At 63.0% G+C, this 22,773-nt stretch carries 22 protein-coding genes; 14 read left to right on the forward strand and 8 right to left on the reverse strand.

Annotation, left to right across the window (positions count from 1 at the left end):
• Positions 1–66 precede the first annotated feature (66 nt).
• On the reverse strand, positions 67–564 hold the full coding sequence (locus ACP7DW_RS13420) for a pyridoxamine 5'-phosphate oxidase family protein (protein WP_426055537.1): 498 nt from the start codon (positions 562–564) through the stop codon (positions 67–69).
• Positions 565–826: 262 nt separating this feature from the next.
• On the opposite strand from ACP7DW_RS13420, the gene ACP7DW_RS13425 reads away from it, so the two are divergent.
• From ACP7DW_RS13425 to ACP7DW_RS13445, 5 genes are read left to right on the forward strand one after another with little or no spacing between them, the layout of a single operon-like run.
• Complete coding sequence (locus tag ACP7DW_RS13425; protein ID WP_426055536.1) at positions 827–1,480, forward strand: PepSY-associated TM helix domain-containing protein; 654 nt, start codon at positions 827–829, stop codon at positions 1,478–1,480.
• A 32-nt stretch (positions 1,481–1,512) separates the two neighbouring features.
• The gene (locus ACP7DW_RS13430; RefSeq protein WP_034783417.1) at positions 1,513–2,028 is read left to right on the forward strand and encodes a DUF2271 domain-containing protein; all 516 of its coding nucleotides are present in this window, start codon (positions 1,513–1,515) and stop codon (positions 2,026–2,028) included.
• Between the two features lie 10 nt (positions 2,029–2,038).
• Positions 2,039–2,863, forward strand: a complete 825-nt coding sequence (locus tag ACP7DW_RS13435) for a DUF4198 domain-containing protein (protein WP_426055535.1) — start codon at positions 2,039–2,041, stop codon at positions 2,861–2,863.
• A gap of 26 nt (positions 2,864–2,889) precedes the next feature.
• Positions 2,890–3,918 (forward strand): FAD:protein FMN transferase, encoded by a 1,029-nt coding sequence (locus tag ACP7DW_RS13440; protein ID WP_426055534.1) that lies wholly within the window; start codon positions 2,890–2,892, stop codon positions 3,916–3,918.
• Between the two features lie 12 nt (positions 3,919–3,930).
• Positions 3,931–5,295 (forward strand): sulfite reductase subunit alpha, encoded by a 1,365-nt coding sequence (locus tag ACP7DW_RS13445; RefSeq protein ID WP_426055533.1) that lies wholly within the window; start codon positions 3,931–3,933, stop codon positions 5,293–5,295.
• A 14-nt stretch (positions 5,296–5,309) separates the two neighbouring features.
• Here the strand turns inward: ACP7DW_RS13445 and ACP7DW_RS13450 are convergent, their stop codons facing one another.
• From ACP7DW_RS13450 to ACP7DW_RS13475, 6 genes are all read right to left on the reverse strand, one after another.
• Complete coding sequence (locus tag ACP7DW_RS13450; RefSeq protein ID WP_426055532.1) at positions 5,310–6,539, reverse strand: DUF2325 domain-containing protein; 1,230 nt, start codon at positions 6,537–6,539, stop codon at positions 5,310–5,312.
• A gap of 38 nt (positions 6,540–6,577) precedes the next feature.
• Positions 6,578–6,904 (reverse strand): hypothetical protein, encoded by a 327-nt coding sequence (locus ACP7DW_RS13455; RefSeq protein ID WP_426055531.1) that lies wholly within the window; start codon positions 6,902–6,904, stop codon positions 6,578–6,580.
• Between the two features lie 86 nt (positions 6,905–6,990).
• Entirely contained in the window at positions 6,991–7,188 is a 198-nt protein-coding gene (gene hemP / locus ACP7DW_RS13460) for a hemin uptake protein HemP (protein ID WP_071076091.1), read from the reverse strand.
• A 233-nt stretch (positions 7,189–7,421) separates the two neighbouring features.
• A complete protein-coding gene (locus tag ACP7DW_RS13465) occupies positions 7,422–8,228 on the reverse strand; it encodes a Crp/Fnr family transcriptional regulator (RefSeq protein WP_426055763.1) in 807 nt (268 codons plus the stop codon).
• Positions 8,229–8,556: 328 nt separating this feature from the next.
• The gene (locus tag ACP7DW_RS13470; protein WP_034750556.1) at positions 8,557–9,201 is read right to left on the reverse strand and encodes a response regulator; all 645 of its coding nucleotides are present in this window, start codon (positions 9,199–9,201) and stop codon (positions 8,557–8,559) included.
• A 159-nt stretch (positions 9,202–9,360) separates the two neighbouring features.
• Entirely contained in the window at positions 9,361–9,828 is a 468-nt protein-coding gene (locus ACP7DW_RS13475; RefSeq protein ID WP_298401796.1) for a universal stress protein, read from the reverse strand.
• A gap of 466 nt (positions 9,829–10,294) precedes the next feature.
• Here ACP7DW_RS13475 and ACP7DW_RS13480 point away from each other — a divergent pair, with 466 nt between their 5' ends.
• Both ACP7DW_RS13480 and ACP7DW_RS13485 read left to right on the forward strand, forming a co-directional pair.
• Entirely contained in the window at positions 10,295–11,140 is an 846-nt protein-coding gene (locus ACP7DW_RS13480) for a protein phosphatase CheZ (RefSeq protein WP_426055530.1), read from the forward strand.
• A complete protein-coding gene (locus tag ACP7DW_RS13485) occupies positions 11,140–13,026 on the forward strand; it encodes a chemotaxis protein CheA (protein WP_426055529.1) in 1,887 nt (628 codons plus the stop codon). The genes ACP7DW_RS13480 and ACP7DW_RS13485 overlap by 1 nt, the downstream gene beginning before the upstream one ends.
• An 88-nt stretch (positions 13,027–13,114) precedes the next feature.
• Here the strand turns inward: ACP7DW_RS13485 and ACP7DW_RS13490 are convergent, their stop codons facing one another.
• The gene (locus ACP7DW_RS13490) at positions 13,115–14,431 is read right to left on the reverse strand and encodes a S41 family peptidase (protein ID WP_426055528.1); all 1,317 of its coding nucleotides are present in this window, start codon (positions 14,429–14,431) and stop codon (positions 13,115–13,117) included.
• Between the two features lie 136 nt (positions 14,432–14,567).
• Between ACP7DW_RS13490 and leuC the strand changes: the two genes are divergently transcribed.
• The 7 genes from leuC (at position 14,568) to truA (ending at position 22,744) form a co-directional block, all read left to right on the forward strand.
• The gene (gene leuC / locus ACP7DW_RS13495; RefSeq protein WP_426055527.1) at positions 14,568–15,971 is read left to right on the forward strand and encodes a 3-isopropylmalate dehydratase large subunit; all 1,404 of its coding nucleotides are present in this window, start codon (positions 14,568–14,570) and stop codon (positions 15,969–15,971) included.
• 68 nt (positions 15,972–16,039) lie between these two features.
• A complete protein-coding gene (locus ACP7DW_RS13500) occupies positions 16,040–16,162 on the forward strand; it encodes a lipoprotein (protein WP_010400408.1) in 123 nt (40 codons plus the stop codon).
• Positions 16,163–16,213: 51 nt separating this feature from the next.
• Positions 16,214–16,861 (forward strand): 3-isopropylmalate dehydratase small subunit, encoded by a 648-nt coding sequence (gene leuD / locus ACP7DW_RS13505; protein ID WP_426055526.1) that lies wholly within the window; start codon positions 16,214–16,216, stop codon positions 16,859–16,861.
• A 10-nt stretch (positions 16,862–16,871) separates the two neighbouring features.
• Positions 16,872–17,942 carry a 3-isopropylmalate dehydrogenase gene (gene leuB, locus ACP7DW_RS13510; protein WP_298401774.1) on the forward strand — a complete coding sequence of 357 codons (1,071 nt, stop codon included), beginning with the start codon at positions 16,872–16,874 and terminating at the stop codon, positions 17,940–17,942.
• 45 nt (positions 17,943–17,987) lie between these two features.
• Positions 17,988–19,115 (forward strand): aspartate-semialdehyde dehydrogenase, encoded by a 1,128-nt coding sequence (gene asd, locus ACP7DW_RS13515; protein ID WP_426055525.1) that lies wholly within the window; start codon positions 17,988–17,990, stop codon positions 19,113–19,115.
• Between the two features lie 261 nt (positions 19,116–19,376).
• Positions 19,377–21,866: a FimV/HubP family polar landmark protein gene (locus ACP7DW_RS13520; protein ID WP_426085212.1), complete on the forward strand. Its 2,490-nt coding sequence runs from the start codon at positions 19,377–19,379 to the stop codon at positions 21,864–21,866.
• A 47-nt stretch (positions 21,867–21,913) separates the two neighbouring features.
• Complete coding sequence (gene truA / locus ACP7DW_RS13525; RefSeq protein WP_426055523.1) at positions 21,914–22,744, forward strand: tRNA pseudouridine(38-40) synthase TruA; 831 nt, start codon at positions 21,914–21,916, stop codon at positions 22,742–22,744.
• The last annotated feature ends 29 nt before the right edge of the window (positions 22,745–22,773 follow it).

The following is a 22,773-nucleotide window of genomic DNA, read 5'->3' on the forward strand; positions in this document are numbered from 1 at the left end:
TGTTCGCGCACGCCGGCTGGCCATGCCTGCATGCGCGCGGATAAATCAATAAATCAGAACGCTCTGCTACAGTTCGACCCGGCCGTGTTCGCCCAGGTCCATCGGCGGCTCGCCCGTGATGGCCGCCTTGGCCATTGCATAGAATTGCATCATCTTGCTGGCGCTGCTATCCCAGTACTCGGCCGACTGGATCGTCACCTTGATCAGCGACAGCTTCGGATCGTCGAGCCCACCCGGGAACCAGGCTTTCACCAGCGGATTCCACAATTCCTCCGCCTTGGCGCGATCCTTCAGCAACTGCGCATGGCCGCAGACGGACACATACAGGCTGTCGCCTGTGTCGACGAAGCTGACATTGACTTGCGGATTGTTCGGCAAGTCGTGCGTGTAGGCGGCCTCGTCCGAAACAAAGAACCAGATTTGTCCCTCATTATCGACCTGCTGCTGCGTCAGTGGCCGGCTGGTGAGGGTGCGCATGTCGTCGCTGGTGGTCAGCATGCCGAATTTGACGTCCTTGATCCTGGCCGCGATGCTGGCCAGTTGTTCGCTGGAATACGATTGCATGGGGTGCCCCTTGTTGGTTGTCCTGAACAACAGCATAGGCGGGTGCGGCAAACGGCTCTGTACGGCAGCTTACGTAGCGGCGAAGCTTTGTTTCAAAGCTGTTACAAAACGCTGGCCCGGCCGAGCGTTCCATGTATTGACTTAATAAATGATAATCATTATCATTTGTTTGAAAATATCAGCATGCACTTTGATTGAAGGATGGGAATGAAGCACACTGACTTGTCGCGCCACCTGGCCCGCTCCTTGCCGGGAGCGAGCTATGGGTAATGCGGGCGCCGCAGACAAGGCCAAGCACAACGCCAGCCGCGCCGTCTGGCTGAAGAACTTGCATCAATGGCACTGGATCAGCTCGGCGCTTTGCCTGCTGGGCATGTTTCTGTTCGCTATCACCGGCATCACCCTGAACCACGCTGGCCAGATCGAGGCCAAGCCGGCGATCACGCGCCAGCAGGCGACGTTGCCGGCCCCTCTGGTCACGCAACTGGCCGCATATGCCGCCCAGCACGATGGCGCCAATGCACCCATGCCGGCCGCTGCCGAGACCTGGCTCAAGCAGCAATGGTCGCTCAATGCGGGTGGCCGTCCCGCCGAATGGAGCGTCGACGAAGTCTACCTGCCGCTGCCCAAGGCGGGCGGTGACGCCTGGGTACGCATCGGCCTGGAAGACGGGGCCGCCGAATATGAATTGACGGATCGCGGCTGGGTGTCCTGGCTCAACGATGTGCACAAGGGTCGCAACACGGGCGTGGCCTGGAGCTGGTTCATCGACATTTTTGCCGGCGCCTGCATCGTGTTTTGCCTGACGGGGCTCTTGATTTTGAAGTTCCACGCGGCCAACCGGCCATTTACCTGGCCGATGGTTGGCCTCGGTATCTTGATACCTTGCGCGATCGCCTTGCTGTTTATTCACTGATCGTTTTTATTTTTCCTTTTTACAGGCACACCATGAAATTACGCTACTCCCTGGCGCTTGGCCTTCCCCTGATCGGTACGTCGGCGATGGCGGCCGACCTGGCCCTCAAGATTGAGATTCCGCAACTGAACGTGGCGGAATACCACCGTCCCTACGTGGCGGCGTGGCTGGAAACGGCGGACCAGAAGGTGGTCGGCAACCTGACGGTGCTGTATGACGTGAAAAAGAAGGACAAGGCAGGCGAGAAATGGCTGAAGGACATGCGTCAATGGTGGCGCAAGAGCGGCCGCGACCTGGCCATGCCCGTCGACGGCGTCAGCGGCGCCACGCGTGCGCCGGGCGAGCATACGCTGACGTTCCCCGGCGCCAAGGCCTTGCTCGACAAGCTGCCGGCCGGCGAATACCAGGTGGTGGTGGAAGCGGCGCGCGAAGCGGGTGGACGCGAACTGGTGCGCGTGCCGTTCCAGTGGCCGCTGAAATCGGCCCAGTCCGTGCCCGCCAAAGGCAAGGAAGAACTCGGCAATGTCGTCGTCCAACTCAAACCATAAGGCGCACATCATGTTCAAGCAATTCAATAAACCGCTGATCGCCCTGGCCCTGGCCGGCTTGGCCATGAACGCCCACGCCCACCGCGGCTGGATGGTGCCTTCGAGCACGATGGTGGAAAGCAAGGACGCCTGGGTGACGGTGGACGCGGCCGTCTCCGATGGCTTGTTCGAGATCGACCACCAGCCGCTGCGCCTGGACGCGCTGCAAGTGATCGGTCCCGATGGCGCGAAAGTGGCGCCGGCGAACACCGTCACGGGCCGCTTGCGCAGCGTCTTCGACGTGAAGATGGAAAAGCCGGGCACGTACAAGGCGGCCATCGTGTCGCAAAACGTGATGGCCAGCTACAAGCAAAATGGCGAGCAGAAGCGTTTCCGTGGCAACGAGGAAACCTTCAAGAAAGACCTGCCGGCCGATGCGCAAGACGTGAAAGTCACGCGCACGGCCAGCCGCCTGGAAACTTTCTTCAGCAATGGCGAAACCAGCACGGAAGTGTTCAAGCCGACGGGCGTGGGCCTGGAATTGGTGCCCGTGACGCACCCGAACGACTTGCGCGCGGGCGAAAAAGCCACCTGGCGTTTCCTGGTCGACGGCAAGCCGGCGGCGAACCAGGCCTTCAGCCTGGTGCCAGGAGGCGTGCGCTACCGTGGCGTGCTCGGTGAAATCCGCCAGAGCACCGATGCCAAGGGCGAGATCACGTTTACGGTGCCGGCGGCGGGCATGTATTACCTGAGCAGCACCTGGCCGGCGGCCGCACCGGCCGTGGCCGGCCAGCCGCCAGCCATGCCCGAGCGCCGCATGACGTACGCGGCTACCGTGGAAGTGCTGCCGCAGTAAGCGGCGGCCTCTTCACGAGCTCGCCGATGCGCCGCGTCCTGCTGCCGCAGCATATTTCCGATCAGGTCGCGCCGCCCGGCGCCGCGATCCGGGACTTGCGCGGCCTGACCATGGGCACCAGCTGGTCGGTGCGCCTGGTCGAGTCCGTCATGCCGGGGCGCGCCGGCAGCGCCGACCTGCAGCAGGGCTTGCAGCAACAGCTGGACCTGGTCGTGGCGCAAATGAGCCACTGGAACGACGCGTCCGACCTGGGCCGTTTCAACCGGGCCGAGCCGGGCAGCTGGCACAGCCTGCCCGCCGCGTTTTGCGAGGTGCTGGGCTTTGCCATGCACGTGTCGCAAGCGTCCGGCGGCGCGTACGACCCGTGCGCGGGCGCCCTCGTCAACCTGTGGGGCTTCGGCCCCCGGCACCGCTACGACGAACCGGGCTTCCTGCCGCCGAAAGACGATACGCTGGCGCTGCTGCTGTCGCAGCGCCAGCGCCGCCGCCTGCAGCTGGACTTGCCGGCCCGCCGCGCGCGCCAGCCCGGTGGCTTGCAACTCGATTTGTCGGCCGTGGCGAAGGGCTATGGCGTGGACCGCCTGGCCCGCTACCTGGACAGCCAGGGCATCGGCCATTACCTGGTCGAAGTGGGCGGCGAGCTGCGCGGCGCCGGCAGCAAGCCCGATGGCCAGCCGTGGTGGGTCATGCTGGAACAGGTCGATGGCGCCGATGCCACCAAGCATCCGCCGGAACTGTTGCTGGCGCTGCACGGCTTGTCCGTGGCGACCTCGGGCGACTACCGGCGTTTCTTCGAGGACGGCACGGTGCGTTTTTCCCATACGATCGATCCGCGCAGCGGCATGCCGATCGCCAATCAACTCGCTTCCGTCACCGTCGTGCATGCGCAATGCATGGCGGCCGACGCCTGGTCGACGGCCCTGACGGTGCTGGGGCCAGACGCCGGCATGGCGCTGGCCGAAGAGCAGGGCCTGGCCGCGCGCTTCCTGCGGCGCGATGGCGATGGCTACCATGAAACGCTGAGCAGCCACATGCTGGCCATGCTCGACGAATGAACGATTAATTCCATGATTTTTACGCACGATACGACGCGGCTGGCGTTGCTGGCCGCCTTGTCCCTCAGCTACGCGGGCGTATGCCTGGCGCCCTGGCTGCGCGCCCGCACCAGGCGCCGCGCGTCCGCTGCCGCCAGGGCTGCGCTGGCCAACCATCCCGCCTGGCTGGTGGCATATGCGAGCCAGACGGGCAATGCCGAGGAACTGGCCGCGCAAACGGCGCAGAGCCTGCAACTGGCCGGCATCCCCGTGCGCCTGTGCGCGCTGGCCGAACTCACGGCCAGCGATCTGCAACAAGCGGAACGCGCCTTGTTCCTGGTCAGCACCTATGGCGAAGGCGATGCGCCCGACAATGCGGCCGCCTTCATGGGCCGCCTGATGACGGGTGAGCTGGCGCTGCCGCAATTGCATTATGGCGTGCTGGCCCTGGGCGACCGCAGCTATGGCCAGTTTTGCGGCTTCGGCCGCGCGCTCGATGCCTGGATGGCCACGCAGGGCGCCTCGCGCCTGTTCGAACGCATCGAGGTCGACCGCAGCGCCAGCGCCGCCATCGAACAATGGTTCCAGCACCTGAGCCACCTGGCCGGCACCAGCGACGCGCCAGACTGGAGCGCCCCCGCCTTCGGCGACTGGAAATTGATGCAGCGGCAGTTGCTCAATCCGGGCAGCGCCGGTGGCGCCATCTATCATGTGGAACTGGCGCCCGTGTCGGGCAGCTTGCCCGATTGGCAGTCGGGCGACCTGGTGCAAGTGGCCGCGCCGGCCGACCCATCGCAACCGCGCGAATATTCGATCGCCTCGATTCCGCGCGATGGCAGCGTGCATTTGCTGGTGCGCCAGCATGCGCATCCCGACGGCAGCCTGGGCCTGGCCTCGGGCTGGCTCACGGCGCAAGCCGCAGTCGGTGACGTGGTGCAACTGCGCCTGCGCCAGCACAAACGCTTTCGCCTGGAAGAGAATGCCCAGCGGCCGTTGATTTTGATCGGCAACGGCAGCGGCATCGCCGGCTTGCGCGGGCATTTGAAAAGCCGCGTGCTGGCTGGGCAGCGGCGCAACTGGCTGATCTTTGGCGAGCGCAACGCGGCCCACGATTTCCATTATCGCGAAGAAATTGAAGGCTGGCACGCCAGCGGTGACTTGCCGCGCCTGGATCTGGCGTTTTCGCGCGACCAGGCCGAGCGCACCTACGTGCAGGACCGCCTGCGCGGCAATGCCGATGAAATCACATTGTGGCTGCAGCAGGGCGCGGCCATCTACATTTGTGGCAGCCTGGCCGGCATGGCCGGCAGCGTCGACCAGGCCCTGCAGGAGATGCTGGGCCGGCCCGCGCTCGATGCGCTGGCGGCCGAAGGGCGCTACCGGCGCGACGTGTATTGATACAGAAGGGTTGCTTACGGCTGGATCGCGGCCAGCGGCGTCGCTGCCATCTCGCCGCTCACTTCCTGCAAGCCGCGCGCCAGGCTGGAAATGCTGGGGTTGTCGATGAAGACGCAGCGTTTGCCCGTGCGCTTGCAGTAATCCTTGACGCGCCAGTAGGCGCTGTGGCTGATGCAGCCCGTTTGGCAAATCACCAGGTCGGCCGCCGCCAGGCTCGAATCGAGCAGGTTGGCATTGTCTTCCAGGCCGCCGTCGTGGTGGGCGAACTGTGCGCCGACCCGCTCGATCAGGGCGCGGTAGGTGGCGACATTGCCGCTGCGCCCGCCCACGCACAAGACGCTTTGATCGACCAGGCGGATCGGCATTTTCAGCTTGCCGCCCGTCGGCACTTCCAGCTTCGGTGCCGGTGGCGGCACGGCGGCGGCCGGGCGTGGCTGGGCCTGCTTCAATTCCGCGATTTGCTGGCGTAATTCTTTCTCACGCTCATCCATTTGCGCCAGGCGTTCGACCAGGCGCGTGCGCGATTCCAGCGCCGGGATGGCGGCCTGCAATTGCGCCAGCTCAAGGCGCAACTCCTCGATGACGCTGTCCTTGCTGATCGAGTCAAACCGCGTGCGCAGCAGCACGGCTTCCTGGCGTTCCAGTTCGCCCGTCTTTTCCATCAGCATGGCCTGGCTGCGCTGTTGCAGCTTGGCCAGTTCGTGCGTCAGGCGCGCATTGTCTTCCTGCAAGGCGGTAAATTTTCCCATGTCGGCGCGCACGCAGGCGCCGGCCTGGTGCTGGATCATGTGCAAGTCGCGGCACATCTGCTCTTCCAGCTCGGCGTCGCAGCGCGGGTGCGTCAGGCCGGCCCAGAAGGCGCCCGACACGTCGCCGTTGGCGACGGCCGTGCGCCACAGTTGCGCTACCTGCTCCGTGGTCTTGGCGCCGCGAAAGCGCAGGATGACGGGCGCGTAGCGGCGTTCGAGTTCCTTTTGCAAGGCTTCGGACAGGCGGTTGCGCACCCCGCATTCCGTCACGGCGCCCACATGCACTTCGTAGTCGTCGGCCAGCACGCGTCCGCCCGTCATCTTGCCCACCAGCTTGCGCAGGTAGCCCAATGGCAAACCCACGCCGACCAGCGGACAATGGCAGGTGTGCGACAGTTCCCACAGCCGGCGGCGGCGCGAAGCGAGCGCGGCCGTTTCGGCCTCGCCGCTGGAACAATTGCTGATCACGGGCAGGGACTGGTCTTTGTCACACATGGCGATATCCTGTTGGGCGGTGGGGTATTGAAGAGAAATTATTGCGGCAGGGGCGAGGCAGGGCGCCTGGCGCTCAGCAGGCGTACCAGGCGCTCGAACAAGGTGGTCTTCGGCGGCGCAGGCCGGTGCAGCGCCACCAGGGCGGCCCATTGCTGCGATAGTTGCTGGCAGGTCGCTTGCAGCACGGGGCCCAGGCCAGGCGAGCTGGACAGCACTTGCAGGTGGCGTTCGATCACGCCCGCCAGTTTCTCGCAGGGACTGCCCGCATGGTAGTGCGACATCAGGTGCAGCACGGCCGACAGCAGCAATTCAGGCTGTTGGCCTTGCGGGGAAGGAAACATCGGGGAAGGTCGGTCGTTCGCCATCAAACACTCCTGTGCGGGTGGTTTGGCTGGCTGCGCGCACGGGGCGCGACTGGCTGGCGAGTGTGGTGACTGGCTGCCGTGCTGCTTCAGGCAGTCAGGATCAGCTTGTTCAATTGGGTGACGCGCAGGCGATAGATCTTGCCGCTGTGCTCAATTTCCACTTCGCGGCCCTGCTGCAGCAGCGCTTCGCTGGTGATGCGGCGCGCCGGCTGGGCCATGCTGACGGGAGGACGGACGTGGGCAGTAGCGGCATCCTGGATCAAGGCTGGTTTTGAGCTGTGCATGTTGGGCTTTCTTTGTCTCAGTTGAGAATGATTCGTATTTGCATTATTGTTGAATGTGGCCCGAAAAGCAAGGCTTATTTGTGCCCGATGCAGGCTTTTTTTTGACTGCAGGGGAGGGCAGTGCCGTGGGCGTGGCGCGCGCTGGAGAAGGGGTGGACAGCAAAAAAGACCCGGCAAGGCGATGTGCCTTGGCCGGGTCAAGCCTGTGCCAAGCTTGAAGGAATCGGGTGGTGTTAAATGGTGGCCAGCAATTGCGCCGAGGCGGTGGCGGCCGCCGTGGTGTCGGCCTTGAGCTTGGCGGCGGCCAGCTGCTTGGCGCGCGAGCGCGAGGGCGGCAGGCGGCGCAGGGTTTTCAGGGCATCCGGGTCCTTGATGCCGATGGTGCGCTGGTCGACCGTGATCAGGCCGATTTCATTGAAGGCGGACAGGGTGCGGCTGACCGTTTCCAGGGTCAGGCCCAGGTAGCTGCCGATTTCATGGCGCGTCATGCGCAGGTTGAACAGCTTGCTCGAGTAGCCCATCTGCGCGAAGCGGTCGGCCAGCGAGACGAGGATGCGCGCCACGCGGGCTTCGGCGCTGAGGGCGCCCAGCATGCCGATCATGGCTTGCTCGCGCACCAGTTCGCGGCTCATCACGCCGTACATGACATTTTCCAGTTCCAGGTGCACGCGGCCCAGCGCCGTCAGCTTCTTGAACGGCAGCAGGATCAGGTCGCAGTCGGACAGCGCCACCGCTTCCGAGGAGTAATGGCGCGAGTGGATGCCGTCGACGCCCAGCATGTCGCCCTTCATGGGAAAACTGAGTACCTGCTCATTGCCGAATTCATCGATGAGCACGGTTTTCAGGAAGCCCGAATTGACGATGTACAGGGTGTCGAAGGGCTGGCCGATGGTGTGCACGCGCTGGCCCGTCTTGAATTGCACGTGCTGGAACAGCAGTTCGTCGGCGGCGATGGTGCAGGCACTGGAGATATGCAGCAGGTCGCACACCTCTTTCAGGTTCGACCATAGCCGCCCCTGGCGCTGGCGCCCCGCTTCCATCGGAGAGGAGGGGGGCAGCGATGGAGCGGCAGCGCGGGTTTCAGGCGTTTGCGTGGACAGCATGTTCATCTCCTGGTGACAGGTAGTTCAGAGTTGAATGACAAGGTGCACAGGGCGGCGGGCAAGGAAGGGGCGGCGCGCGTCCAGGCGGGTAAATCTCAATGCGCTGAAGACTTGCTGTGTGATGAAATAACTTCCCAGCAACTTGATGACTGGTTTCAGTATGCCAACAACCGTATGCAATTAATATCAGCAGTGGCTGAATATGGCAGTAGGAGCTATGGCAGGTGATGTAGGATTGTTCCTACGGGCGGCGGGCGCGGGCGGCTCAGGTCTTGAAGGGGGATAGCAGGCGGTGTGCCACGGCATACTGCACCATTTCCGACAGCGAACTCATGCCCATCTTTTGCATGATGCGCGTCTTGTGCGTACTCACGGTTTTCACGCTCAGGTGCAGATTGTTGGCGATTTCCGTGATCGACTTGCCTGCCACCAGCAGGGAAAAGACTTCGAACTCGCGGTCCGACAGCTGTTTGTGCAGCAGGCTTTCATTCGGCATCATGATGTTGAGCACGAGCTGCTCTGCCACCTCGGCGCTGATGTAGGGACGGCCCGATGCCACCTTGTGGATGGCGCCCACCAGCTGGGTACCCGCGCTTTCCTTGGTCAGATAGCCTTGCGCGCCGGCGCGGATGGCGCGCACCGCATATTGCTCTTCCTCGTGCATGGTGAGGATCAGGATGGCCAGCTTGGGCGCTTCGCTGCGGATTTGCCGGATCAGGTCGACGCCGCTGCGGCCCGGCATCGACAGGTCGAGCAGCAACAGGTCGAAGCCGCCCTGGCGCACATGGTTGAGTACTTCAAAGCCGTCGATGGCTTCGCCCACAATGTCGATATCCGGCGCGCCGTCAAGGATGCGCTTCAATCCTTCCCGCATGATGGTGTGGTCATCGGCAATCACAATACGTATCATAGGCGCGCAATCTGGAAGCGTGGAATGTATCCTGGCCGTTTCGTGGTGGCCGGCCAGGTGTTAAGAAACGAGAAACGTTGTCATTTTAACTGAAAAGGCCGCAGTGTTGCCTTTTACCCGCGCTGCGGGATGCGGCGGCCTGCGTGGCCATGTGACCCTTTATTTGGATGGGGGTTCCTTGATCAGCCTGTGCACGAGCACCGGCAATGTTGAGTGCGACAGCACCTTGTTGGTCACGCTGCCGAGCAGCAATTGCCCCCAGCCGCTGCGGCCATGCGAGCCCATGAAGATCAGGTCGCAGTGCTGCAACTGCGCCACTTCCACGATTTTCAGGGCCGGGCTGTCGGAAAAGGCGGTCAGGCCCGTCGCTTCCAGGCCCCGCTTGGCGGCCGCGTCGAGGATGGGCTGCCAGTGGTCGGCGCCCGCCTTGCGCATGGCGATGCGGTACTCCTCTTCGCTGGGATAGCTCGGTGGAATGATTTCGATGTACACCGGGTACTGGTACTCGGGCGCCACGTACACGGCAAGGATGTCGGCTTGCATCTGTTCGGCAAAGGCAACGCCGGCACAGGCCGTGTGGTTGGAGACGGCGGAGCCGTCCGTGGCGATCAGAATTTTCTTATACATGGCAGGTCCTTTGGCGGTGACTCAGCGCGTGCAACGCCCCTTATTGTAGGCGCGGCGGCAGCATGGTATTCATGTAAAGACTTGATAATTATCAATACTATTGCACCTTCAGTATAGACAACGTTGGCAGAAAGATCGTGTTTTAGCCGCAACGATCACCATGAATACTGTTGCGCAGCCGCCCGCGAGCAGGATTTCTTGTGCGCCGCGTGGTCTTGCACGCACGCCAATGGTAGTATTTCAAAATACAACAGCAGGAACACTTATTTCCTCACGGAAAAGCTCTTGTGGGCCAGCTTTACACCAGGAAGCGCGTTTTGAGATTTACCAACAGGGCGGCGCCCTGCTACACTCGCACCATCGCAGCGGTATTGCCTCAAATCATCTTAATCGAGAAATTGTGGGTATCAGTCTGTAAAACGCACAGTTCAGGCGGAATTTTGACAAATTATGGAGAAGCAGGGATATGACCAACGCCGCTGATGATTTCGATGCATTATTCGATGAAGTATCTGCGCAAAGTGCGGCCGCTCCCGCGCCTGCCGCCGCGCCCGCAGCCGTGATCGCGGACGACGATTTTGACGCGCTGTTCGATTCGGTGTCGGCCAGCGCCGCCGTGCCGCCAGCTGCCGCGCCAGTCGCCGCCGCGCCGGAAGCGCCGCCCGCGGCTGCCGCAGGCGTACCTGGCGAAGCGGCCGATCCTGTCGACCAGTCCGACAAGCCGATGTTCGAACGCCTGGGCGGCATCGTGCGCCTGCTGCACGATTCGCTGCGCGAACTGGGCTACGACAAGGCGTTGACGGAAGCGTCGTCGCAGATCGTCGACGCGCAGGACCGCCTGGAATATGTCGCCACCCTGACGGAACAGGCCGCCAACAAGGTCCTGAATACGCTCGACGAAGGCATGCCGGCGCAAGATGTGCTGTCGAAGAAAGCCAAGGACATGGACAGCCGCTGGACGGCGCTGTTCGATGGCAAGCTGAGCCTGGAAGAGTTCAAGGCCCTGGCCGGCGATTCGCGCCAGTTCGCGCAAGCCGTTGCCGAGGCAACGGAAGCGGAAAAAGCGCGCTTGCTGGAAATCATGATGGCGCAGGACTTCCAGGACATCACGGGCCAGCTGATCAAAAAAGTGGTCAACATCACCAAGACAGTGGAGCACGAGCTGGCTCAGCTGCTGCGCGACAACGCGCCGGCCGAAGTGCGCGAAAAACTGGCGCAAAAGCCGGTGCCGCTGATGCAGGGCCCGTCCGTGCCGTCGGTGGCGCTGGACCAGGATAATGTAGACGACCTTCTTGCGGATTTGGGATTCTAATGGACGATATGCTCAAGGATTTCGTCGTTGAGGCGATGGATCTTGCGGTTAATGTTGAAGAGCACTTATTGCGCCTCGAGCGTGATCCTGACAACAAGGAAACACTGAATGCCGTGTTTCGTTCCTTCCACACCATCAAGGGTGGCGCCGGCTTCATGGGCCTGCCCGCACTGGTGGCGGCCTGCCATCTGACGGAAAATCTGTTCGACGCCCTGCGCACGGGCGCCGCGCCGGTGACCCCGATCGCCATCGAGGCGGCGCTGCAAGCGTCCGGTTTCGTCGCCGACCAGCTGACGGAACTGGCCAACGGTGCCGCGCCGGAAAGCTTGCCGGCCATGCCGGAAGAGCTGGAACACATCCTGACGAACGCCATCGAAGGCAAGGGCATGGACGCACACGCGCCGGCCGCTGCCGTGGTGGCGGAAGTCGCCGTGGTGGTTGCCGAGGTGGTCGTGGCGGCGCCAGCCGCTGCCGCCGTCTCCACAGCCACCGTCAGCGCCGATGGCCTGGACTGGGAAGGCATGTATAACGCCGTCGTGCCGGCCGGCAGCCAGGTCGCTGCCGCACCGGCCTCCGCCGTCGCCGCTGCGCCTGTCGCCGTGGCCGCCGCGCCTGCCGCTGCCGCCGCCAAGCCGGCCGCCAAGGCCTGGGATGGCGCGGAACGCCGCGACGAGCGTCCGGAAGTACGCCATGCCGCGCCCGTCAAGGAAGACAGCATCCGCGTCGACGCCGTCAAGCTCGACGCGCTGCTGGAAGTGGCCGGAGAGTCGGTACAGGCCGCCAACCAGGCTGCCGTGCTGCTCGAGCGCTTGCTGCAATTCAAATTCGAAGGCCAGGCCGCCACCCTGATGGCGACCCTGGCGGAAACCCTGGAACGCGCGTCGCGCTACTCGACGGAACTGCAGCGGGCCACCTTGGCCACGCGCATGCAGCCCGTGGGCCGATTGTTCCAGAAATTCCCGCGCCTGGTGCGCGAGCTGGCAAAAGACCTGGGCAAGGATGTCGAGCTGACCATCGAAGGCGCGGAGACGGAAGTCGACCGCGTGGTGGTCGACAGCCTGTACGATCCGCTGGTGCACATGCTGCGCAACTCGCTCGACCATGGCGTCGAATCGCCGGAAGCGCGCCTGGCCGCCGGCAAGCCCGCCAAATCGTATATTTCGCTCAAGGCCTGGCAGGAAGCGAACAGTGTCATGATCGTGCTGCAGGATGATGGCAAGGGCATGGACCCGGCCTTCCTGCGCAGCAAGGCGCAGCAAAAGGGCTTGATCAGCGAAAACGCGCAATTGAGCAACGACGAATGCTTCCAGCTGGTGTTCTTGCCGGGCTTCTCGACCAAGGAAGTCGCATCCAGCGTCTCCGGACGCGGCGTTGGCATGGACGTGGTGAAGACGGCCGTGGAGAAAAACCGCGGCGCCATCCACATCGAGTCGACGCTGGGCAAGGGCACCAAGTTCGCCATCCGCCTGCCGATCGAGCTGTCCATCGTGCCGACCATGCTGGTGTCCACCTCGGGCGCCGCGCTGGCGTTGCCGATGGCGGTGGTGCAGCGCGTCGTCGAATTGCCGGAAACCTTCATGGAAGTGGGTGGCGCGCCCGTGCTGAAAGACCAGGGTCGTCCATTGCCCGTGCGCTCGCTCGCCGGCTCCCTGGGTTACGAAGCGTGCAGCGAACGCGTGGGCATTGTTGTCGCCGCGCCACAGCCATACATTCTCGCCGTGGCAGCCGTCGACGGCACGGCCGACCTGGTGATCAAGCCGATGACGGCCATCACCGTGGAGGGCATTACCGGTACCGCCCGCTCGGCTGAAGGCGAGCTGGTGCTGGTAGTCGGTCTGTCGTTCCTGATGGACGGGTGTAGAGGTAGTGTGCGTTTAGCTGCCTGAGTCTGCGCTTGCTCCTATCAAAGCCCGCTGCGTCGATATGCAGCGGGCTTTTTTATTGCTGAATCACACGGTCGATTCACTGCCGCTATTAACGTAAAGTGCCGCCTTCCAGCCAACGCTGCACGCGCACGATTTCTTGGGCGCGCTCCGCCTCGTCCTTCGGTGGCGGCAGGTAGATGTCGGGCATGATGCCTCCCAGGTCGACCTGCAGCTGCGGCAAGCGGGCCGAGCGCGAGGTGGCGTACATTAACTGGCGTATTCCTGAGGGCAGGGCATGCAGGCGTACATTTGAGTAATCGAGGGAGCCATGGCTGTTGCGCCCTATCAGTTTGACACGAAAACTTTGCCGCGCCACTAGCAGGAATTCTTCGCAGGAGCTCCCGCAATCACGATCGACCAGCACCGCTACGCGGGCCGGCTGCGTTTTCTTTCTGGGAAAACTTCCATAGCGGACAGGGCCATCGGCTTGCTGCGTCACGAACTGGCCTGATTGGACGCTGCGCATACGGGCGACGGCTTGCTCACTGTCTGTCGTGCACGAGGCATCACCGGGGGCGAACAGAGCGCAGATGCCTTCCTGTCCGGCGATATTGGCTGGCGTGGACAGCCATTCGCCACCAACGCTGACGATCTCGCCTGAACTGATCCATGGCAGTAGTGGCGCATAAGTGCTATCACTGCCGCCATTATTGAGCCTGACATCAATGATCCAGTTGGGGCGGGTGGCAAGATCGTGGCGCTTGCTTGTCAGCAGATCGGCGATTGCCTTGCTGTACCGAGGAAAAAAACTGGGCAGTGTCAGTAACGCGGTCCGAGGTGACAGGAGCTGCAGCGACGGCTCTCTTTGGTCAGTATCTGCTGTTGGCGCGGAGGGTGGCGCCGGTTTGCTGTGCTTCAATGCCGTGCTGGGCACGATTTGCAGGTGGCCTGTGCGCCACTTGCTCAGATAATTAGCCAGTACGACATTACAAGCAGACTCATCATTAGTGTTTTTCGCGGCATCGCTTGCGCTTGCCAGCGCCAGGTCGAAATATGCCTGTCCCTTTTGCTCCAGGTGCTGGCGCGCGCCCGTATCGTTTTCCAGCAGGAAAGGCGCAATCGCGCGCAAGTCCTGCATGCAGGTTTCTCCTGGCGTGGCCGCCGCCGCATGGGCGCCGGCCAAGGGCAGCGCGGCCAGGGTCAGGGCGGCCAGCGCCAACAAGTTCAGTTTCATCGAGGTTCCCAAGTGTGGTGGCGCGTGCGCGCCGTCATTATTGTCGAAATACAATACACGAAAGGTTGAGGAAAAAATATCAATTTCTGCCGCCACCGTGACTCGTTCGGCAGCCCGCCTGCGGATGGGGCCGGCATGCCGCCAATGTGTCGATATCGGCAATTTCCAGCTCATATCCAACAGTGTGGCCAAACTTTGTATCGCCAATCCCACGATTTTGCCTGTTTCGGTTCTGTGTTGGCCAATATATGGCATAATCCTTGTGGATCACCGTATGACTTGGTATCACTTGATCACTTAAACAGGCTGTGGCAACGCTGCATAAATCATGATGAAGACGCTTTACGACAAACTCTGGGAATCCCACGTTGTTCGGGCCGAAGATGATGGCACGACAATTTTGTATATCGACCGGCACCTGCTGCACGAAGTCACCAGCCCGCAAGCCTTCGATGGGCTCAGCGTGGCGGGCCGCCAGCCGTGGCGCATTTCCGCCAACCTGGCCGTGGCCGACCATAACGTGCCCACCACCAGCCGCGTCGACGGCATCGCCGACCCGGTCTCGCGCCTGCAGGTCGAGACGCTGGATAAGAACGCCAAGCACTACGGCTTGACCTACTTCAACATGAACGACAAGCGCCAGGGTATCGTGCACGTGATCGGCCCTGAACAGGGCGCGACCCTGCCCGGCATGACGGTGGTCTGCGGCGACTCGCACACGTCGACGCACGGCGCCTTTGGCGCGCTGGCGCACGGCATCGGCACGTCCGAAGTGGAACACGTGCTGGCCACGCAAACCTTGCTGCAAAAGAAATCCAAATCCATGCTGGTGCAGGTCGACGGCGCCTTGCCGGCCGGCGTGACGGCGAAGGATATCGTGCTGGCCATCATCGGCAAGATCGGCACGGCTGGCGGCACGGGCTACTGCATCGAGTTCGGCGGCTCGGCCATCCGCGCCCTGTCGATGGAAGGACGCATGACGGTGTGCAACATGGCCATCGAGGCGGGCGCGCGCGCCGGCATCATCGGCGTGGACGACACCACCATCCATTACGTCAAGGGCCGTCCGTTTTCGCCGGCCGGTCCGCACTGGGAGCGCGCCGTCGCCTACTGGCGCACCCTGCATTCGGACCCGGGCGCCCGCTTCGACCTGGTCGTCACCCTCAACGCGCAAGACATCGTGCCGCAAGTGACCTGGGGCACGTCGCCCGAGATGGTGATCGGTATCGATGGCCGCGTGCCCGATCCTGACCAGGAAAAAGACAGCGTCAAGCGCGATGCGATGGAAAAGGCGCTGGTCTACATGAACCTCAAGCCCAACACCGCCATCGAAGACATCCGCATCGACAAGGTCTTCATCGGTTCCTGCACCAATTCGCGCATCGAGGATTTGCGCGCGGCCGCCGCCGTGGTGCGCGGCAAGTACCGCGCCTCGAACGTCACGCTGGCGCTGGTGGTGCCCGGTTCCGGTCTGGTCAAGGACCAGGCCGAGCGCGAAGGACTGGACCGCATCTTCAAGGATGCCGGCTTCGAGTGGCGCGAGCCGGGCTGCTCCATGTGCCTGGCCATGAATGCGGACCGCCTGGAGCCGGGCGAACGCTGCGCCTCGACCTCGAACCGCAACTTCGAAGGCCGGCAAGGGCAGGGCGGCCGTACCCATCTGGTGTCGCCCGCGATGGCGGCGGCGGCGGGTATCGCCGGGCACTTTGTCGACGTGCGGGCTTTGCGATGAGGGCAGGGACCGGCGCCGCTGGCGTACACTAGCGTTTCCGGTCCCTTACTTACTATCAAGAAATCATCATGAAAAAACTCTTCGCCCTCCTCATCGCCACCGTCATCTTGTCCGGCTGCAACACCGTCTCCGGCATCGGCCGCGATGTGCAGAAAGTCGGCCAGGTCGTCACTGGCGCCGGCGGAAAATAAACCGTGACGTGCCGGCGCCTGGCGCCGCCCGTCCTACCGAGTAGAAACAGCATGGATAAATTTACGATTTACGAAGGCCTGGTCGCCCCGCTGGACCGCGCCAACGTCGACACCGACGCGATTATCCCGAAGCAATTCCTGAAGTCGATCCACCGCAGCGGTTTCGGCCCCAACCTGTTCGACGAATGGCGCTACCTCGACCATGGTGAACCGGGCCAGGACAACAGCCGCCGCCCGCTGAACCCCGACTTCGTGCTCAACGAGGCGCGCTACCAGGGTGCGTCCATTTTGCTCACGCGCAAGAACTTCGGCTGCGGCTCCTCGCGCGAGCACGCGCCGTGGGCGCTCGATCAGTATGGTTTCCGCGCCATCATCGCGCCCTCGTTTGCCGACATCTTCTTCAATAACTGCTACAAGAACGGCTTGCTGCCCATCGTGCTGTCGGAAAGCCAGGTCGAGCACCTGTTCAATGAAGTCAAGGCCTTCCCCGGCTACAAGCTGGTGGTGGACCTGGAGCAGCAGTGCGTGCGCACCAGCAATGGTTCCGTCTCGTATCCATTCGAGATCGACGCCTTTCGCAAATATTGCCTGATGAATGGCCTCGACGATATCGGCCTGACCCTGCGCCATGCCGACGATATCCGCGCCTTCGAAGAGCGTCATCTCGCCACCCAACCGTGGCTCGCCAACGTCATCTAATCGGAAAAATATGAAAATTGCAATCTTACCCGGCGACGGCATCGGTCCTGAAATCGTCGCGCAAGCCGTCAAGGTCTTGAATGTGCTCGGCGAATCGTTCGAACTGGAAACGGCACCCGTGGGCGGCGCCGGCTATGCGGCCCATGGCCACCCGCTGCCGGAAGCTACCCTGGCGCTGGCGAAAGCGGCCGATGCCGTGCTGTTTGGCGCCGTCGGCGACTACCAATACGATACGCTGGAGCGCCAGTTCCGTCCCGAGCAGGCGATTCTGGGCTTGCGCAAGAACCTGGGCCTGTTCGCCAATCTGCGTCCGGCCATTTTGTACCCGGAACTGGCGGGCGCCTCGACCCTGAAGCCGGAAGTGGTCTCCGGCCTCGATATCCTGATCATCCGCGAATTGACGGGCGACATCTATTTCGGCCAGCCGCGCGGCGTGCGCGAGTGCCCGGACGGTCCGTTCAAGGGCCAGCGCGAAGGTTTTGACACCATGCGCTATGCGGAAGGCGAAATCCGCCGCATCGCCCACGTCGCTTTCCAGGCGGCGCAAAAGCGCGACAAGCGCCTGACCAGCGTGGACAAGGCCAACGTGCTGGAAACCTTCCAGTTCTGGAAAGACATCGTCACCGACGTGCACAAGGAATACCCGGACGTGGCCCTCGATCATATGTATGTCGACAACGCGGCCATGCAGCTGGTGCGGGCGCCGAAGAAATTCGACGTCATGGTGACCGGTAACATGTTCGGCGACATCTTGTCGGACGCGGCCGCCATGCTGACGGGCTCGATCGGCATGCTGCCGTCCGCTTCGCTGGACGCCAACAACAAGGGCTTGTACGAGCCGTCGCACGGTTCGGCGCCCGATATCGCGGGCAAGGGCATCGCCAATCCGCTGGCGACGATTTTGTCGGCGGCCATGATGCTGCGCTATTCGCTCAACCGCGAAGAGCAGGCAAACCGCATCGAGGGTGCTGTCAAGAAAGTATTGGCGCAGGGGCTGCGCACGGCCGATATCCATGAAGCGGGCACGACTTTAGTCGGTACCGAGGCGATGGGTGATGCAGTTGTAAAAGCACTGGGATAAAATAGTCTAATGACGGCAGTCGCCGTCTCATCTTGAGGAATGGTAATGAAATTAGTTGGCTTGGTAGGTTGGCGCGGTATGGTCGGTTCGGTCCTGATGCAGCGCATGCAGGAAGAGGGCGATTTCGCCCACATCGAACCGGTGTTTTTCACCACCTCGAACACGGGCGGCGCGGCGCCGGCCATGGCGAAGAATGAAACCATCCTCAAGGATGCCAACAACATCGCCGAACTGTCCAAGTGCGACATCATCATTTCCTGCCAGGGCGGCGACTACACCAGCGCCGTCTTCCCGCAGCTGCGCGCCAGCGGCTGGAATGGCTACTGGATCGATGCGGCCTCGACCTTGCGCATGGAAAAAGACGCCGTCATCGTGCTCGACCCCGTCAACCTGCACGTCATCAAGGATGCGCTGGGCAAGGGCGTCAAGAATTACATCGGCGGCAATTGCACCGTCTCGTGCATGATGATGGGCCTGGGCGGCCTGTTCCAGCACGACCTGATCGACTGGATGACGTCGATGACGTACCAGGCGGCATCGGGCGGCGGCGCGCAGCATATGCGCGAACTGCTGACGCAATTTGGCACCATCAACAGCTCCGTCAAGGCGCTGCTGGAAAACCCGGCCTCGGCGATCCTGGAAATCGACCGCCAGGTGCTGGCCACCCAGCACGGCTATTCCCCGGATGAAATCAAGCAATTCGGCGCGCCGCTGGCCGGCAACCTGATTCCGTGGATCGACAAGGACCTGGGCAACGGCCAGTCGAAGGAAGAATGGAAGGCGGGCGCGGAAACGAACAAGATCCTCGGTCGCGGCATCGACTTTGGCACCCAAGAAATTCCTGTCGACGGCCTGTGCGTGCGCATCGGCGCCATGCGCTGCCATTCGCAAGCGCTGACCATCAAGCTGAAAAAAGACGTGCCGCTCGATGAAATCAACGACATCATCGCCAGCAACAATCAATGGGTCAAGCTGGTCCCGAACACGCGCGAAGCGTCCGTGCGCGACCTGTCGCCGGCAGCCGTCACGGGCAGCCTGACGATTCCTGTGGGCCGCGTGCGCAAGATGAGCATGGGCGGCGAATACCTGTCCGCCTTCACCGTGGGCGACCAATTGCTGTGGGGCGCGGCCGAGCCGCTGCGCCGCATGCTGCGTATTTTGCTCGATGCGTAACAGCAATCAATCAGCAATCAATCGCTGATGCAGATCAAGCCGGGGCTGTTTTCCCGGCTTTTTTTTCGCCCTGAGCCCGTCAAGGCTCAACCATGCGGAGCTTGCATAGCTCTGGGCATGATGATATGTTGATACCTCTGGAAAAGTAACAGTTTTCCCATGTCAACTAAGATGCCGCCAACTATGCCTGTACATACTCGTCCCCGGGTCGCCTCCCTTGCCATTCAAACACTCAGCAGCGCTGTCGCCTGTGCGGTGTTATTGTCACCGGCGGTATCCGCAGCCGAGCTGGGCAAGATTACCGTGTTGTCCGCCGCCGGCCAGCCGCTGCGCGCCGAGGTCGAATTGTCGGCCGTCAAGCCAGGCGAGGCAGCCAGCCTGCTGGCCAAGCTGGCGCCGCCGGATGCGTATCGCCAGGCCAACGTGGAATTCAATCCGGCCCTGAACGCGCTGACGTTTGCCGTGGAAAACCGCAACGGCAAGTCCTTCATCCGTATCAGCTCGGCGCAAGCCGTGGCCGAACCGATGGTGGATTTGCTGCTGGAACTGAGCAGCAAGAGCGGGCGCCAGGTACGCGAATATGCGTTCGTGCTCGACACACCCGAGGCGCGCCAGACGCGCGGCGCGCAGGTGACGGCGCCGGTGCAGCCAGGCAAGGGCAAGCCGGCCGTGGCGGCGGCTGATACCGCGCCGGCGAAAAAGGCGGCTGGCGAATACAAGGTCAAGGCGGGCGACACCCTGAGCCGCATCGCCAGCGAACTGAAACCATCGGGCGTGTCGCTCGACATGATGCTCGTCGCCCTGTACCGCGCCAATCCCGATGCCTTCAGGGGCGAGAACATGAACCGCATGCAGGCGGGGCGCATCCTGGCCGTGCCGGGCGCGGATGCCGTGCGCGCCACCGATGCGGCCGAAGCGAAGAGCGTCGTGACGGCGCACGCCATCGATTTCGAAGCCTACCGCAACAAGCTGGCGGGGCAGGTATCGCAAAGCAAGCCGGCCAAGGCGGCGCAGGCGACGCAAAGCACGGCCGGCAAGATCGGCGCGACCAAGGTCCAGGAAAAGCCGACGGCCGTGAGCGAATCGCAAGACAAGCTGAAACTGTCGAAGGCGGAGCCGGCGGCCAAGTCGGCCGGCAAGAGCGCCGTCGCCAGCGAGGAAGACAAGATTGCCAAGGCGAAGCAGGTCGATGAAGCGGCCGCGCGTGTCAAGGAGCTGGAAAAGAACGTCAGCGACCTGGAAAAGCTGATGGCGGTCAAGAGCAAGGCCATGGCCGACAAGAGCGCGCCGGCGCCCGCCAAACCGGCCGAGGCCGCAGCCAGCGCGGCGGCCAGCGTACCTGCCAGTGCTGCGGCCAGCGCCGTCGCCAGCGCACCAGCCGAAGCGCAGCCGCCCGTTCCGAAAGCGAAACCGGTGCCGCTGGTGAAAAAACCATCGCCGCTGGAGCCGACCATCACCGACAAGATCAGCGACCACCTGGGGGCCATCGGCATCGGCCTGGCCGCATTGCTGGCCGCCGTGGCCGCGCTGGTGATCGCGCGCCGCCGCAAGGACGCGCCGCCTGCGCCAGAGAACGTGGCGCCCGTGCTTGAACCGGAAGCGCCGGTGACGCCGCCATCGGGCCTGGCGCCGGAAGACCAGCAGTCCGAAGCGAGCAACCACCTGTTCGGTACGGGCGCCGCTGCCGCAGCCGGCGTGGCTGCCGCAGCGGGCGCCAGCATGCTCGATGCGAATGAAACGGACCCCGTCGCCGAAGCGGACGTGTATATCGCCTACGGCCGCGATGGCCAGGCGGAAGATATCCTCAAGGAAGCCTTGCGCATCCACCCCGAGCGCCATGCGGCCCGCTTGAAGTTGCTGGAAATCTATTCGGCCCGCAGCGATGTGCGCGCGTTTGAAGACCAGGCCAGCGAGCTCTACAGCCTGACGCGCGGCCAGGGCGAAGAGTGGCCGCAGGCGGCCGCGCTGGGCCTGGCGCTCGATCCCACCAATCCCCTGTATGGCGACACGGAAGACGATGCCGTCGTCAGCCTGAGCAAGGGCGTCGGCGACGACTTGCATGGCCAGAGCATGGACTTGCCCGACGATCTGCCTGCCCCATCGGCCGACCTGGCGCCGGCAGCGTCGGTGTCCTCCGTGAGCGCCAGCGATGCGCGCGAGCCCCTCGATTTTGACCTCGACAGCCTCGATTTCGAGCCTGTCTCCACCAGCGATCCGATCGTCATGCCGGGGCCGGACAGCAAGCCGCAGTCCACTCCGCAGGAGGCGCAGTATGACGCCAGCATGGATTTCGGCCTCGACCTGGAGCCGCCAGCCGGCCCCGTGAATGGCCTGGGCGCCGGTTTGACGCCTTTGCCTGACCCGTTGAAAGACGTGGATCTGGCCCATTTCGACCTCGACGAGCCGGTGGCGCCCGCTGCCGCGCCGGTCGCGGCGGCCGAGCCGTCCATCGACAGCCTGTTTGACGATGCGCAAACGCCAGCGACCTTGCCGGAATCCATACCGCCCGCACAAGAATTCGATCTGTCCGGCATCGACCTGGACCTCAACGATGGCAAGACGGCCAGCGTGGGCGTGGATGACCCGCTGTCGGCCATCCACATGGAAATGGATACCAAGCTGGACCTGGCGATCGCTTATCAGGAAATCGGCGACAAGGAAGGCGCGCGTGAGTTGATCGATGAGGTCATCAAAGGCGGCAGCGAAGAGCAGGTCGCCAAGGCGAATACCATGAAGGCACTCCTTAGCTAGCAATACCCGGCGGCGCAGCAGGCCCACGGCGCCGGTATAATGCTTCGATGCAAAATATTACGACAGCAACGCCATTCAAGCGTATCGTCCTCGGCCTGCAGTATGACGGCACGGCCTGGCATGGATACCAGAAACAGGAAGATGGGCAAACGGTGCAGGACCAGCTGGAAAACGCGCTGGAGCAGTTTGCCCGCGTGCGCCTGGCCACCACCTGCGCCGGCCGCACGGACACGGGCGTGCATGCGCTTGAGCAAGTGGTGCATTTCGATACGGAACTGAACCGCGACGTGCACTCGTGGGTGCGCGGCGTCAACGCCTTCCTGCCGAAATCGATCGCCGTGCGCTGGGCCAAGGAACTCGAAGGCGATCCGACGGTCAACGATTTCTTCCACGCCCGCTTCAGCGCGCGCGCGCGCACCTATCATTATGTGTTGTACAACAACGCCACCCGTTCGCCGCTGGTGGAAGGGCGCGCCGGCTTCTTTTTCCGTCCGCTGGACGTGGAACTGATGCGCCAGGCCGTGCAGCCGCTGCTGGGCTGGCACGACTTCACGGCCTTTCGCGCCGCGCAATGCCAGGCCAAGTCGCCCGTCAAGCTGATGCACGACATCCGCATCGAGCGGCGCGGCGATTGTGTGATTTTTACGATCACGGCGAATGCCTTTTTGCACCACATGGTGCGCAACCTGGTCGGCTCGCTCGTCTACATCGGCATGGGGCGGGAAAAGCCGGAATGGCTGGGGCACTTGCTGGAAAGTAAAGACCGCCATGCTGCCGCGCCCACCTTCATGCCGGACGGCTTGTACCTGGCGCAGATCGATTACGACCCCAAGTGGGCGTTGCCGCAAGACAGCAGCAGCGCTTTGCCCTGGTTCTGACTTTTTACCTCATGTAATAACCTCAAGGA

Source organism: Janthinobacterium sp. PSRC1-1, from assembly GCF_049897525.1.
GTDB lineage: Bacteria > Pseudomonadota > Gammaproteobacteria > Burkholderiales > Burkholderiaceae_D > Janthinobacterium > Janthinobacterium tructae.